Consider the following 14681-nt stretch of genomic DNA (forward strand, 5'->3'; position numbering starts at 1 on the left):
ACGGAAATTTTCCCGTCTCTACATTTGTGAGATATTAAATTGTTAAAATTAGTTTTTACAGACTTGCCAAAAGACCGATGATACCGTGTCCTGTGAATACTTCTAATGCAATCAGAGAGACGAAACCAATCATAGCTAAACGACCATTGAGTAATTCGGCGTAGGGAGTGAACCCAGTGCGATCGCCTTGCTCGTCTATATAAACCTTTGGTTCTATGGCAAAGTTGTTCATTAGACCTTGGTCATCAATAATACTTGTATTGGTACGCATATAATTTTTCCTGTTCTCTCTGTGTATGTAAACAACTGTAACAAACTTATTAAACTTTGTAAAGTATCTGAGACAAATTTTTTTGAATCATCAGCAAGTCTGGTTGACCGAAAAACGAGACGCAAGCCCCTGACTTTAGGCATGGGGAGAAGGCGGTAAGAACTTTTAAGTTCCGTCAAACGATTGCGTGGCTTTAGCCACAGTGTTAAAATAGATTAGCGAGAAAACAAGTAGGAATAACCTTCAGCGCCTTGAAATATCCTAGTACGGAGCAATCCCGGCAACGGACATATCCGACTCGATTCGGAATAGTTAAAGGGCAAATAAGGGCAGGATATGGAGCGTTCATCTTTAAAATATGAAGGACTCAGAAAGTATGCGCGAATGAGAGCAAAAGCTCTTTGAGTGAGTAGAGGGATACTTGAATGTCCCGTTGTCGCCTTTTTCAGGTGGGCAAGAATCCCCTGGCTTTAGACGTGGGGAGGTTCAACTCTTTCTCCCCTCTCCTTAGCAAGGAGAGGGGCTGGGGGTGAGGTTCTGTATTTGATGAGATCAGCACTCCTGAACGAGATATCATAGTGAATCGGGTTCACAAAGACGTTTCACCAACAGGTTGCAATTTATCAATGCATCGATTCCGAGTAGAGGTTATTGCCAAAACACCAAACCCGCAGCAAGTGGTTTATGCTGCGATGCACCAAGACTATAGCGATGGCTTTGTTTATGACGAGCGCGACTCCTGGCCTTCGGAGTCACAATGCGGCGAAATTATTGTCAGGCGACTTTTGGCAGGCGAGAGGGGACACTATGGCCCGCTTGAGCATCCCCAGATTGTTTTTAACTGTGGTTATTTTCCTCACAGTGTGATGCAGCAGGCTCGTACACATCGGGTTAGTGTATCATTTGATGTCCAATCTTTTAGATACACGGGGAACCAGTTTATTGATGTAGTAGAAGGTAAAAAAGACATAGAAGACGTTTTCTACTTGCGTCCCGTTGGTGATTACTCTGATAGACAAGGCAAAAAATATTACTATTCACCAGAACAACGAGCCGCAGATTTAGCATGGTGTCTCGAAGCAGCGAAGCGTTACAAAGCTGATTTTGAGGGGGGAATGTCTGAGGAACACGCTAGAGGTAAAGTACCTTTTGACTATCGCCAGCATTTTGTCGTCAGTTTCAATTTAAGGTCTTTTATGCACTTTTGTGATATGAGAAATAAGAAGGATGCTCAATTGGAAATTCAACAGTTGTGTGAAATGATGTGGCCTCATTTTGCAGATTGGACTCCTGCGATCGCACAATGGTATGAAAAGCAGCGTCAAGGTAAGGCGAGATTAGCACCTTAAATTTTAGAGTTTTTTAACGCAGAGGGGCGCTAAGGTCACGCAAAGGTTCGCAGAGTTTTGATTATCCCTCTTTTCCTTGGCGTTCTTGGCGTACTTGGCGGTATGCGCTACGCGCACGCTGCGCGAACGATAATCTTATTTCCTTTCAACAAGGCTACAGGGAAATGTTTAAGTACATCACCAATTAACATGATTTTATCAGCGCTGACTATTTCCCCAGTAATGGTATTTTGCCAAACTGAAGGCGCTGCTGGTGGTAAATCAATATATGTATCCTCCCAGATTTGCTTATTTAGAGGATATTCTCCGGGTTGAATTAAATTGGTAAAAAATCGGGGTGCAATGGTAATAATTGTCTGATTACTATGAATTCTCGCAAAAGCAATGATATTATCTGCAAATTTTCCCCTAGTTTCTAAAGGTAGATAGCTACCTTGCTGGAAAAGTGTTAAATTTTCTCTTCTCGCTTTTAAAGCTTGGGTAATTAGAAACAGCTTAATTCTACTATCTTCCTTCGTTGCTAATAATTCATCTATTAATTTTAAAATATCAGTCTGGGCTTGTTCTTTAATGGCTTTGAGATGAGTCTCTCGCAGTTCAAAATCAACCGGACGACGATTATCAGGGTCAACCATACTGAAATCCCAAAGTTCAGTTCCTTGATAAAAATCGGGAACTCCAGGAGAGGTGATTTTTAGTAATGTTTGAGATAAGGAATTAAAAATACCATAGTATGCTATCCGCTTTTGAAAAGGTAGAAATTTCTGCAAAAATGTATTTTCATCTGAAGGTTTTAAAACTGCTGCAACAAACTTAGTTAAAGCATTTTCATAAGTTTCATTAGGTCGCAGCCATGCTGTGTAGACTTTAGCTTCTCTAGCAGCTTTGAGGACATAATCTTGAATACGTTGGCAAAAGTCATTATACTCATGTTCAAAGAATGGAAATGCACCAATTAGCATCTGATAAAATTGATATTCGTCGTTCCTATCTGGCATAGGTAAACTTTTATTTACACTTGTTTTGTGATCAAGATTCATTTCACAAAATGCGTAAACTTGTGTTTTCCACTCTTCGGGAATTTCTGATAAAACATTTAATCTGGCGCGGATATCTTCACCCCGTTTAGTATCATGGGTGGAAGTAGCATTCATTGAGTGTAACCAATGGGTTTTTCGCTGTTGATTAAAGTCGTGAAAATCGGCAATACTTACACCAAAATTATCAGGATTTCCACCGACTTCATTTAAAGAAATAAAGCGGTTATAAACATATAAAGCTGTGTCTTCAACTCCTTTGGCCATTAAGGGTCCAGTATATTGTTGTAGTCGCATGACAAAATAAAGCCATTGCTCTTGATCATCTGGTGTGAGATAATTTTCATATTCCAGTAATAGCAGTTTTTCAATGAAATTTAATTCATGATGTAGTAGGGGAATATTTGATTTTGCTTGTTGAATTACAGCTTGAATATATTGGCGGTCTGCTGGTAATATACCATCTTGATTTGTGTAAGTTCGATAAATTGGGAAGAGAGTTAAAACTTCTGCGATCGCACGTTTTAAGCCATTAATGGTAAAATCATTACCGTAACGATGTTTACTTGCTATTTTCTTTAAAAAATAAGTTAAATTATCAATATCTCCGGCTAAATTTCGTTCTAAAATTAAATGCTTTTTCTCAATAGCTAGTTGTTTTAAAGCTGTTCTAAAACCCGTTAAATTCCAGTAGATTTGGGTAAAATCTTCTTGGCTTGCAGTTTGACAAAAAATACCATTAAGATAATTTAAGAAATCATACCCTGTAGTACCCTGAACTGACCAGTGGTTTGGTAACTCTTCCCCTAATTCCAAAATCTTTTCGACGGTGGTATATGTATCACCAATTTTTTCTTTTAGTCTTTGTAAATACTGAGTTGGGTCATAAAGTCCATCAATATGGTCAATTCGTAAACCAGTAATTTGATTTTCTTTCACCAACCTCGTAATTAAAGCATGGGTCTTTTCAAATACCTGAAAATCTTCGACATTGACAGATATTAATTCATTGATTGTAAAAAATCTTCTGTAATTAATTTCTTCTGCGCCGACCTTCCAAAAAGCTAGACGGAAGAACTGTTCAGAAAGTAAAGTATCTAAAAGATTAAAAGTTTCTGGTTTACCTGGTTCTCCATTAAAAAGTTGAAGATTTTCGTCAATAAATGTTTGGACTTCTGTATTATCTGTGTAAAGTTCCCACAACAACCCTTTAACAAAATCTATTTGGTCTTGTCTCTCCTTTGGGGTAGCATCAGCAGGTATATGTCTTACCAAATAAAGAATACCAAGTAATCTCACAAATATGGGATTTTTCCTGCCTAAAATTTGAGATAATTTACCTATATTCTGATTGAGAAATATTGCATAAGATTCCAATTTTAGAGGAAACCTGAAATCGTAATAATTCACGCTCAAGCCATTTTGATCATATTTGAGTTGAATTTCTCCATTTTCTAAAGATTCACCGTAAAAGTTACCGAGTAAAGGTGCTAAAATTGGTTGTTGACTATCACCAAATCCATTGCTTATAGGAGAATTCCAGGCAATATCAAAGTAATTAGCATAAATAGAATTAACACCATTTTCGAGAACATCCATCAGATATTTATTTTGGCTATCATAAGCCATATGGTTGGGGACAATATCTTGTAGCCAACCCATATTTTGCTGTTTTAATTCTTCAACTAAGGCGGTAAAATCTTCTGGTTTTCCTAGTTCTGGGTTTAGTTGATTGGGATCAACTATATCATAGCCGTGACTACTACCTGTTCTGGCTTTAAATATTGGTGATGCGTAAAGGTCGGAAATTCCTAGTTCGTTCAGATAATTAATGATTTTTTGGGCTGAGTTAAAACCAAATTGGGAATTAAATTGAATTCGATATGTTGCTGTTGGTATTCGCATGGGTAAATTTAGTTTGTAAGAATTAAGATTTTACGAACCGCCAAGTACGCCAAGTACGCCAAGTGAATAAGGATGAGAGGATTTGTCTAATGATTAATAGATATTAGTGAGAAGATGTGAAGTATTTGGTTTTTCATTATTTTATAAATTGCTTTTCATAAAGGGCAAAACTTTGTTTAGACAGGGTTAATTCTTGATATAATTTAGTTTTTTTGGGTAACTGTGAACCTTTACCTAACCACTTTGTTTCGGCAGAATCTAAAATTTTTACCCAATTATTATCTGTGAATTCTTGGCTAAATGTAATGTCACAGTTATTAAAGTTTATTGCACAGAATATTTGGTTTTCTTGGCTATATTTAAACCAGGTAATTAGCTTTTGGTCTTCATGACAGCTTATTTTTAAACTTTCTCTTTCGCGTTTCAATAAGGCTGGGTTCTGGGTGCGTATTTGAATCAGTTTTTTGTAAAAGGATAATAAAACTTGATGTTTACCTGATTGGCGTTTTTCCCAATTCAGCTTACAATTATTAAAGGTGTCTGGTGATTCTGGATCTGGTGGTTCTCCTTGAGAATGAAAAGCGAAAAATTCTTGTTTACGCCCTTCTCTAACTGCTTTAATTAAATCTGGGTCTGAGTGACTGACAAAGTATATAAAGGGCGATTCTTCTCCATATTCTTCTCCCATAAATAACAGGGGAATATAGGGAGAAAGTAGGACTACGCCAGCAGCTAATTTTAAACCTTCAAAATCTACTAATTGTGATAATCTTTCGCCTAAAACTCTGTTACCTATTTGGTCATGATTTTGGATGGCTACTATAAATTGTGAGGGAGAGCGATCGCCTGCATGATTTCCGTGATATCGTTGGCGATAATAGGAATATTTCCAGTCATAAACAAAGCTGTCTTTGTAGGCTTTAGCTAAATGTTCACACTTGCCAAAATCGGCGTAGTAACCAGTGCGATCGCCTGTCAATAAACTATATAATGAATGATGAAAATCATCACTCCATTGAGCATCAATTCCATAACCGCCTAATTCAGCAGGGCGAATTACTTTAGGGTCATTTAAATCACTTTCAGCAATTAAATAAAGTTTGCGTCCCTGTTGCTGAGAAAGTGTAGCCACATTTTCGGCGAGTTCTGCTAAAAAGTGTTTAGCACCCAAATCATAAATAGCGTGAATTGCATCTAAACGTAAAGCATCAATATGAAATTCACCTAACCAGTAAAGTGCATTTTGAATGAAAAATTGACGCACATCATAACTATCAGCATCGTCAAAATTCATAGCACTTCCCCAAGGAGTGCGATAAGTTTCTGTAAAATATGGGGCGAAGCGACTTGTATAATTACCTTCAGGGCCAAAGTGGTTATAAACCACATCTAAAATTACAGCTATTCCTTGTTGGTGACAAGCATCAACTAATTGCTTTAACTGATGAGGTCCACCATAAGAATTCTGCACAGCAAAGGGATATACTCCATCATAACCCCAATTTCTATCTCCTGGAAATTGCGCCACTGGCATGATTTCAATAGTATTTATTCCTAACTCTCGTAAATCTGAGAGTCGGGGAATAATAGCTGCAAAAGTTCCTTCTGGTGTGAAAGTACCAACGTGCAACTCATACATAATCATAGTTTCTAAAGCAATACCAGACCAATTGCTGTCACTCCAAGCAAAGCTGTGATTTATAACTTGGGAAGGACTATGTACATCGATAGGTTGAAAATTTGATGCGGGGTCAGGTCTAGATTCGCTATTATTTAATTGATATAAATAAAGCGTTCCTGGTTCAATATCCCTGGCGGTAACTTGCCAATATCCTCCTTCTTGGCGCATGGGTAATAAGCGCTGATAAGGAGAAACAATTTCTAAGGCAACGCTTTCTAAATGTGGTCCCCAAAGTGTAAATTCACAAATACCGTCACCTAAATAATGAGCGCCAATTTTCATCATAAAACCTGATACTATTTCCTTGTAAGGAACCGCGCCAAATTTTCTTCCTTCTTCCTTCTTCCTTTGTGTACTTTGCGTACTTTGCGGTTAGTTCCTCCTAAAACCCATACAAACATTTAAGCCAGACGACGAAGCAAAACAAGCGATCGCTCAATTAATGGTACAATTTGATAACCTGATACCAACTTTCCTGGTAAAATGAAACGTGGTTCATTAGTATCAATCACCATCTCCCATCCCCTCTCCTTAAAACCATTGGGTAGAACAAAATCAATTGGCTCATAATGAGCGTTATAAAATAGTAAAAAACTCTCATCAATAATGCGCTCACCATGAGGGCCAGGAGTAGCAATTCCTTCACCATTCAAGAAAATGCTCATCACCTTGGCATAATTAACTAACCACTGTTCATCAGTCATTTCACTACCATCAGCATTGAACCAACTAATATCACCAATACCAAAACCATAAATAGGTTCACCTTGAAACCATTTACGCCGTCGAAAAACTGGATGCTGATGGCGGAAATAAATCAATTCACGCGTAAAATTCAATAAATCTGCATTTGATTCTTGCAAATCCCAATCTTTCCAAGAAATCTCATTATCTTGGCAATAAGCATTATTATTACCTTTCTGACTAAAGCCAAATTCATCTCCCCCCAGCAGCATCGGGACACCCTGAGACAACATTAAAGTGGCTAAAAAATTGCGTCGCTGACGTTCCCGCAAACGCAATATTTCTGGGTCATTAGTATCACCTTCTACACCACAATTCCAAGAATTATTGTGATTTTCCCCATCTTGGCTATCTTCTTTATTCGCCTCGTTGTGCTTTTCGTTATAACTGACCAAATCATTCAGCGTAAAACCATCATGGGCAGTGATAAAATTAATGCTTGCATTGGGACTGCGCCCATTTGTTTGATACAAGTCAGGGCTACCCGTGAAAGAGTAAGCAAACTGCCCCAGGCTGTTTTCTGCACCCCGCCAAAAAGACCGCACCGTATCCCTGTACCTGCCATTCCATTCAGACCAGCGCAGGGGAAAATTCCCGACTTGATAACCACCATCTCCCACATCCCAAGGTTCTGCAATTAACTTTACATCTGCCAATACTGGGTCTTGATGAATAATGTCAAAAAACGCTGCTAGGCTATCTACCGCATATAATTCCCGCGCCAACGCCGAAGCCAAATCAAAGCGGAAACCATCGACGTGCATTTCTGTCACCCAATAGCGCAGGCTATCCATGATTAACTTCAGGACTTGGGCATGGCGCACATTCAAAGAATTACCACAGCCTGTAAAATCCATGTAGTAGCGGGGGTCATCCTCCACTAGACGATAGTATACAGAATTATCAATACCTCGCAGTGATAGGGTTGGCCCTAAATGATTTCCTTCGCCAGTGTGGTTATAAACCACATCTAAAATTACCTCAATTCCGGCAAAGTGTAAATCCTTAACCATCTGCTTAAATTCGGTGACTTGCTCTCCTAATGTGCCACTGGCGCTATAACTAGAATGGGGTGTGAAATAGTTAATAGAATCGTAACCCCAGTAATTACTTAATCCTTTTTCTAGTAAATATCCTGGACAGGAGAAGAACTGATGCACAGGCATTAATTCCACTGCGGTAATTCCTAGTTGCTGGAGATGTTTAATTACTGCTGGATGTGCCAGTCCTGCATAAGTTCCCCGCAGTTCTGGGGGAATATCTGGGTGTAGTTTAGTCAAGCCCTTGACGTGGGTTTCATAAATGATAGTTTCGTGCCACGGTCTATACAACAGTTTGTCATCTTCCCAATCAAAAGATTGGTCTACGACAACACATTTAGGCATATTTTGGGCATTATCTAAATTGGAAAAAGCTAAGTCTGGTTGAGGATCATCCCAAGAATAGCCGAAAATAGCTCGACTATGTTTAATTTCGCCATCAATTGCTTTAGCATAGGGGTCAATTAACAGTTTATTGGGGTTAAAGCGATGACCAGTTTCTGGCGACCAGGGACCATGCACTCGAAAGCCATACCGTTGTCCTGGCCCTATTCCTGGTATATAACCGTGCCAAACAAAATTATTTTTTTCGCTGAAAGGTAAACGAATTTCATTATCTTTTTCATCAAATAAACAAAGGTCTACCCCTGTGGCATTTTCTGAAAATAAAGCAAAATTTGTGCCTTTACCGTCCCAATTAGAGCCTAAAGGATATACTTCCCCCGGCCATAGTGCTACATACATAGGTTTTCTATTATTTTTTCGCAAGCTTTAAAAAACCTCACCCCAACCCTCTCCTTATTAAGGAGAGGGAGCATGAAATTGAGAAATTTCCGTCTGGTGTGTGCTGATTTATGAGTTTAAGTAGGTGTAGTTAAAGAATAAACAGAATAATGCTAATTTGAATTTAACTCGGTAATGAGGGTTTTTATTCTATCAGTGGGGGGAACCATTATTTAAGCAGCAAGGTGCTAAGAGGTAGATTTATGTAAATTATTTTAGTGACCAAAATTACAATAAACCTCAAAATAAGTCTGCATGAAATCACAAATATCTATCTGAAGACTGTAATAGAAATGTAAATAATTTTTGTAATATTAGTACGAGTGTTTTTAATATCCAACTCATAAATAAATAGCTATAAAAATAAAAGGATAAAAGTTCAGAAACAATAGGGCAGTAATTAGATAAATAACAAAGTTTCAGCAAATCAAATGTAAATTTGCCCTAAATCAAGCTCTTAAGGAGAAAGGAATATGCCACGACCAATTAGAAATTCAGTCATCGTGATTACAGGTGCATCCACTGGTATTGGACGTGCCACAGCGCTGGAGTTTGCCAAACAGCGCGCCACCTTGGTGTTAGCAGCACGCAATGAGACAGCTTTAGAAGAAGTAGCCCAAGACTGTCAACGCCTCGGTGCAACTGCTGTAGCCATGCGAACTGATGTTAGTAGAGAGTCAGCAGTTCAAGACTTAGCACGTGGTGCAATTTCTAACTTTGGGCGAATTGATGTTTGGGTGAATAACGCCGCCGTCAGCTTATTTGCCCGCTTTGAAGAAGCACCCCCGGATCTTTTCCGTCAAGTAATTGAAACAAATTTATTTGGTTACATTTATGGTGCGCGTGCTGTTTTACCGCACTTCCGGGAACAAGGTAGCGGTAATTTAATTAATGTTTCTTCAGTAGTTGGCGTAACTGGTCAGCCATACACCAGCCCTTACACTATCAGTAAATATGCCATTCGCGGACTTTCTGACTCTCTGCGGATGGAATTATATTTAGATAATGCCAAAGATATTCATGTCAGCACAGTCTTACCAGGTTCTATAGATACACCAATTTTTCAACACGCCGCTAATTATACGGGTCGTCAGACTAAGGCAATGTCGCCTGTATATCCGGCAAAACAGGTAGCCGAAGCTATTGTGGGGTTAGTGGATAAACCAGAGCGAGAAATTATCGTTGGTCAAGCTGTATACTTGCAGCTTTTGCAAAAAACCTTAGCGCCAGACCTATATGAACCGATGATGGCCAAACAAGTTGATCAAGATCACTTTCAGGATCATAAACCAGCCCCCATCAGTGATGGCAATGTATTTGAGCCAATGCACGATTATACAGGCATCAGTGGTAATTGGCGCGGTACTGGCGGCATAACATCCCAAGATGTCTGGGATATGGCTAGAGAAACAGCACAGAAAATTGGTTTACCCCTTTCTTGAATGTGTGGGGGGTGTGGGGAGTGTGGGGAAAAGTAGATTATGAGTTTACGTCAGGGGAGATTACAGAGTCAATATACCATCGTGAATGGTTTATTGATGCACGCACGGGTATCAGCCGAACCACCAGATGCGGCTGTAGTGATTTTAGTGCATGGAGTGGTGGTTTCCAGTAGTTATATGATGCCAACGGCGGAATTACTAGCACCTAATTACCGAGTATATGCACCAGATTTACCTGGTTACGGTAAAAGCGACAAACCAAAACACACGCTGGAATTGTCCGAATTAGCAGATAGTTTGTGTAAATGGATGGATGCAGTCGGTATTCAACGCGCCACCATGCTGGGTAATTCCTTTGGTTGTCAAATTATAGTTGAATTTGCTGTGCGTTATGGCGATCGCATCGAAAGAGCAATATTACAAGGGCCAACCATCGACCGTCACGCCCGCACTTTACCGCAGCAGATGTGGCGTTTACTCCTCAATTCTCCCCTAGAAGACCCATCCCAGGCTCCTCTGCAAGCATACGATTACTGGGTAGCTGGATGGCCGCGCCTTGTCCGCACTGTCCAAATAGCTCTCGCAGACCGCATTGAAGAAAAACTACCGTATATGCACGTACCCACATTAGTTGTGCGTGGCAAAGAAGACCCCGTTGTGCCGCAGCAGTGGGCGGAGGAAGTAGTGCATCTTTTACCCAATGCTCGACTTGCGGTGATTCCCGGTGGTGGACATACCCTGAATTACAGCAGACCCCTAGAATTAACCCGCGTCACTCGCGCCTTCATAGAAGCTAAAGACCTCCAAACAAAAAAACACGAAATCACCTAACGCAAAAAACCTCTCAAAATCTCCTTCCTCTGTGTCCTCTGCGCCTGGTGTGGTTCGTTTCAGGAGAAATTCAATGCAAACGCCCATATATAACCGAATGTTAGCTTCCTTCATGGCACAATTCCGGGTTGCTCCGCCCTACCTTGCCGGATTTGACTCTGGTACAGCCATGCTCCGCGCCACTGCTGCTTACTTGCGCGGCGATGATTTTCCCGGAATGGGGACATTACCGACGGCTCTAGAGCCAATTGCCACTGCACTTAACAAGCTACCTCCACCAGCTAAAGAATTAATCTATACAGTTGGTAGTGCAGGGGAATCCATCCCGCCAGAACGATTGGGAGATGTCAGTTCTGAGGTAGTCTCAGAGTGGATGGTCAGTGAATATCCCCAAAATGAATATCAGGCTGTAGCAATTGGTTCTGCGAGTGGGGCGCTGGTGCATCTGTGTGCGGCGTTGGGTATGCCTTGGCTACCCCAAACTTTTCTGATTCCGGTGCTGTATCCGGAATTGCATCCCGATGAGCCAAAAAAGGCGATGGAGTGGGGTAGAAGGACAGCCCAGCCCCTTCTGGATGCCAATCCTGACCTGCAATTACATCATATGTATGACCCCAGTCAAGACCGTTTGACTTTGCGGGGAATGACCTATTTTAGAGTGAAATATTTGCGTTTGAGTTCAGCATACAAGCGCTTTTTAGAAAAGAATTTACCCAGAGGTGGGACAATTTTTATTGTAGAATGTGAACGAACTTGGCCGACAACTTCCATAGGCGATCGCCATTTTTTCCAGTTTGGGGCGTTGGGTGGAGCGACACCAGAGGAATACTTTGACAACAGCGATCGTGTCAGGAGATACTTAGAAAAATACCAATCACATCGGCGACATTGGGACGCACCAACACCAGACGGAGATAGTCCGGAAGCAGAATGGGGTTTTGAAACTAGTTTACGGCAAGATGTGGAAAACTTTGCACGCGATCGCGGTTATCGTGTCCGGCGAATTATCTTTAAAGAACCAGAACACCTGAGTCCTTTCGTCGCCGAACTTTATCGTTGGTGGTACAAACAACGGGGAATCATTGCTAATCGGTTATTAGTAGAGTCTTTCATTTTACTCGAACCCATGTGGACTTTACGTACTGGCTCAGTCCCATTCTGGATGAAGTTTAACATGGAACCTTCCCTAGATTGGATTAAAGATTATCTGGGCAAAGCTGACCCATACGATGAGATTTTCATGATTTTATTTTCTCACGGCGTGGAATCAGTGGGTTTACCTAGCATTTCCCAATGGCGCGAGGTCTTCAAATACGCACGCCAGCGCGGTGAATTTATCGGGATGGTAGAAGAGGATTTTCCCCGAAATTTCGTAACATTAATTCGTTATTATACTGACCTCAAACGCAATATCTCAGCCCGTTATCCCGTCCCCGGTACTCTCAGTTTAGAACGCTTAAACCAGTTTATTCAAGAAACAAGCGATCGCTTCCCCGTACAATGGCAATAGGACTTCTTATTCCCACCAACAAACGCTTCTTTAGGTGCAATGGTTCCGATGCTCGCAATTGTGGTACACGCAGGTATTTTAAGTTTATTGCTGTTCCAAATCAAGCGCCAATTGCAAAAAGCCGGAGAGTCAGCAACAAAGACATTATTAGCTGAAAATTAGAACCTGAAAAATCAAAAAACAGCCCAAAATTTCTTGTGGGATGGGTGTCCTCACCCGTCCCCTCATCGTCTTATTTACCAACTAAAACTTCTTTTTTGGCGAATATTTTCGGGGCATTGTAATTCGTGGCTAATTCGTGGTATACAGCCAAGGTTTCCGCATTCACCCGCGCTGCACTGAAACGCTGTAAATTTTCTTGGGCGCGATATTTCCACCTGTGTAATTGTACTGAATCTCTGAGCAATTCTGTCAAAGCCGTGGCTAAAGTTTGACTATCTTGAGGTGGAACTAAAATCCCGGCTAGACGATTATCTAAAGTTTCCGGGATACCATCTACATCGCTGGCGATAATTGCACAACCTGCTTCCCGCGCCTCTGTTAGCACTAAACCAAAGGATTCGCAATGAGAAGCCAAAACAAAAATATCCGTTGCTAGCAGATAGCGTTGCGGTTCTGGCTGGAAACCTGCAAAATGAATGCGATCGCTATAAACTGTATCTTGCGCCATGATCTCAAACATAGCACGGTCTGGACCATCTCCCACTAAGTATAGATGTGCGTCGGGAAATTCTGCCGCAATTGTCACAAAAGCCGTAATTAACTCCCCAATTCCTTTACGAGAATACATCCCAGCCACAGTGGTAATTGCTGGACGCTGTAGGGGTAGTGGTTGGTAATCTTGAATACTGCGATGTCGAGGACTGTTTAATGTCCCATTAGATACCACCCGCAACTTTTTTTGTGGTATACCACGCCGTACCATTGAATTAGCTACTGCATAACTAACTGCAATAACTCGATCCGCCAATCCCATCAGTACAGAACTACGCTGAAACTCATTATGTACCGTAGAAACTAAACTGTACTTACAAACGCTTTTGCAAATCCCCGCTAATACAACCCCTGTCATCATATGTGCATGAACAATATCTGGCTGAAATTCTTGCACAATTTGCCAATAACCCCAAGCAGCTTTGAGAATATTTAGGGGTTCCCTAGACTGACTTAATTGCCAGTGTCTCACATCATGAAATGCTAATAATGCCTCATATTCTCCACCATCTGAGACTACAGCCACAGTATGACCATCTTTACTTTGTAAACAAGCTAAGTCTACTGCTACATTGACAATGCCATTACCAATATTCTGCACATGATTGATTATATGTAATATCCGCATACAATTTTTATCCTCAGCAGTTATTTCACCTTAAAAAGATTCATAAGAGCCTAAAAACAGCTTAAATCAGAATTTGTCTCATTGATGGTTTGACTTGGTGTATATAATTTTTAGGACTTACCCACAAGCAACGGAGAAACGAACCACGAAGGTACGAAGGACACGAAGGGAAGAGGATTTCAGAGAGTTCCTGCGTAAGTCCTGATTTTCTTTCCTGCTTGTTGCATAATAATTCAATTATTGCTGCTTTTAAATGAAAAGAATTTATTTTTTTGGAAAAGGAAAAATATTAATATTAACTCATGTCTCAAATTGCCAAAAAATAACTCAGTTTTTATGGCTAAATGAGGTTGTTTTCTGCGATGAAATTATGTACGGGGATGTGAGTAAACAGAGAGCAAGTCCTAAGTTGACAATTTCATAGACAAAACTATACTTATATTGACAAAAGTCAATATATATTTTAGGAAAAAATCAACTACTTGATATATAATACGGTGATATCAAGTATTGAATTGAGACTATTGCCGACGCGAAAACCAAGCAATGATGGTGGTAGTCTTTTTCAGAAACTTAATTGGAACACAATCGCGTCTGGCTAAGGCGTGAAAGTCTACTGAGGGATAACTGCTCCCATGCTCCCGTTGAAGTAGAAAGTAAAGTCTAGTTTTGTCTAGGTTTTATATAGCAGGAAAACAAGACATAAAAAAAACCGGGTTACTAGAGAATAGCCAGAAACCCGGTTA

General features: G+C 40.4%; 9 protein-coding genes. 4 read left to right on the forward strand and 5 right to left on the reverse strand.

What is annotated here, in order from left to right; genetic code table 11:
- Positions 1-55: 55 nt before the first annotated feature.
- The gene (locus NSP_RS18435; RefSeq protein ID WP_006194454.1) at positions 56-271 is read right to left on the reverse strand and encodes a chlorophyll a/b-binding protein; all 216 of its coding nucleotides are present in this window, start codon (positions 269-271) and stop codon (positions 56-58) included.
- 626 nt (positions 272-897) lie between these two features.
- Here NSP_RS18435 and thyX point away from each other — a divergent pair.
- Positions 898-1620: an FAD-dependent thymidylate synthase gene (gene thyX, locus NSP_RS18440; RefSeq protein WP_006199302.1), complete on the forward strand. Its 723-nt coding sequence runs from the start codon at positions 898-900 to the stop codon at positions 1618-1620.
- A 107-nt stretch (positions 1621-1727) separates the two neighbouring features.
- On the opposite strand, the gene treY is transcribed toward thyX, so the two are convergent.
- The 3 genes from treY to glgX form a co-directional block, all read right to left on the reverse strand.
- Positions 1728-4562, reverse strand: a complete 2835-nt coding sequence (treY, locus tag NSP_RS18445; RefSeq protein ID WP_017804318.1) for a malto-oligosyltrehalose synthase — start codon at positions 4560-4562, stop codon at positions 1728-1730.
- Between the two features lie 136 nt (positions 4563-4698).
- Positions 4699-6525, reverse strand: coding sequence for a malto-oligosyltrehalose trehalohydrolase (gene treZ, locus NSP_RS18450; RefSeq protein ID WP_017804319.1), 1827 nt, complete (start codon positions 6523-6525; stop codon positions 4699-4701).
- A gap of 119 nt (positions 6526-6644) precedes the next feature.
- Positions 6645-8771 (reverse strand): glycogen debranching protein GlgX, encoded by a 2127-nt coding sequence (gene glgX / locus NSP_RS18455; protein ID WP_006198703.1) that lies wholly within the window; start codon positions 8769-8771, stop codon positions 6645-6647.
- A 512-nt stretch (positions 8772-9283) separates the two neighbouring features.
- Here glgX and NSP_RS18460 point away from each other — a divergent pair.
- The 3 genes from NSP_RS18460 to NSP_RS18470 all read left to right on the forward strand — a co-directional run bounded on the left by NSP_RS18460 (position 9284) and on the right by NSP_RS18470 (position 12593).
- Positions 9284-10252 carry an SDR family oxidoreductase gene (locus tag NSP_RS18460; protein ID WP_006198704.1) on the forward strand — a complete coding sequence of 323 codons (969 nt, stop codon included), beginning with the start codon at positions 9284-9286 and terminating at the stop codon, positions 10250-10252.
- A gap of 39 nt (positions 10253-10291) precedes the next feature.
- Positions 10292-11083, forward strand: coding sequence for an alpha/beta fold hydrolase (locus tag NSP_RS18465; RefSeq protein ID WP_006198705.1), 792 nt, complete (start codon positions 10292-10294; stop codon positions 11081-11083).
- Between the two features lie 73 nt (positions 11084-11156).
- On the forward strand, positions 11157-12593 hold the full coding sequence (locus NSP_RS18470) for a hypothetical protein (RefSeq protein ID WP_042202976.1): 1437 nt from the start codon (positions 11157-11159) through the stop codon (positions 12591-12593).
- Positions 12594-12825: 232 nt separating this feature from the next.
- Here NSP_RS18470 and NSP_RS18475 read toward each other — a convergent pair whose 3' ends face one another.
- A complete protein-coding gene (locus tag NSP_RS18475; RefSeq protein ID WP_006198708.1) occupies positions 12826-13935 on the reverse strand; it encodes a glycosyltransferase family 4 protein in 1110 nt (369 codons plus the stop codon).
- Between the last annotated feature and the right edge of the window lie 746 nt (positions 13936-14681).

It is taken from the genome of Nodularia spumigena CCY9414 (assembly GCF_000340565.2).
GTDB lineage: Bacteria > Cyanobacteriota > Cyanobacteriia > Cyanobacteriales > Nostocaceae > Nodularia > Nodularia spumigena.

What these genes read in the sequence shown, in the direction of transcription:
- NSP_RS18435 (WP_006194454.1), bottom strand. Translation starts at nt 271, where the DNA reads ATGCGTACCAATACAAGTATTATTGATGACCAAGGTCTAATGAACAAC.
- thyX (WP_006199302.1), top strand. Translation starts at nt 898, where the DNA reads ATGCATCGATTCCGAGTAGAGGTTATTGCCAAAACACCAAACCCGCAG.
- NSP_RS18460 (WP_006198704.1), top strand. Translation starts at nt 9,284, where the DNA reads ATGCCACGACCAATTAGAAATTCAGTCATCGTGATTACAGGTGCATCC.
- treY (WP_017804318.1), bottom strand. Translation starts at nt 4,562, where the DNA reads ATGCGAATACCAACAGCAACATATCGAATTCAATTTAATTCCCAATTT.
- NSP_RS18465 (WP_006198705.1), top strand. Translation starts at nt 10,292, where the DNA reads ATGAGTTTACGTCAGGGGAGATTACAGAGTCAATATACCATCGTGAAT.
- treZ (WP_017804319.1), bottom strand. Translation starts at nt 6,525, where the DNA reads ATGAAAATTGGCGCTCATTATTTAGGTGACGGTATTTGTGAATTTACA.
- glgX (WP_006198703.1), bottom strand. Translation starts at nt 8,771, where the DNA reads ATGTATGTAGCACTATGGCCGGGGGAAGTATATCCTTTAGGCTCTAAT.
- NSP_RS18470 (WP_042202976.1), top strand. Translation starts at nt 11,157, where the DNA reads ATGCAAACGCCCATATATAACCGAATGTTAGCTTCCTTCATGGCACAA.
- NSP_RS18475 (WP_006198708.1), bottom strand. Translation starts at nt 13,935, where the DNA reads ATGCGGATATTACATATAATCAATCATGTGCAGAATATTGGTAATGGC.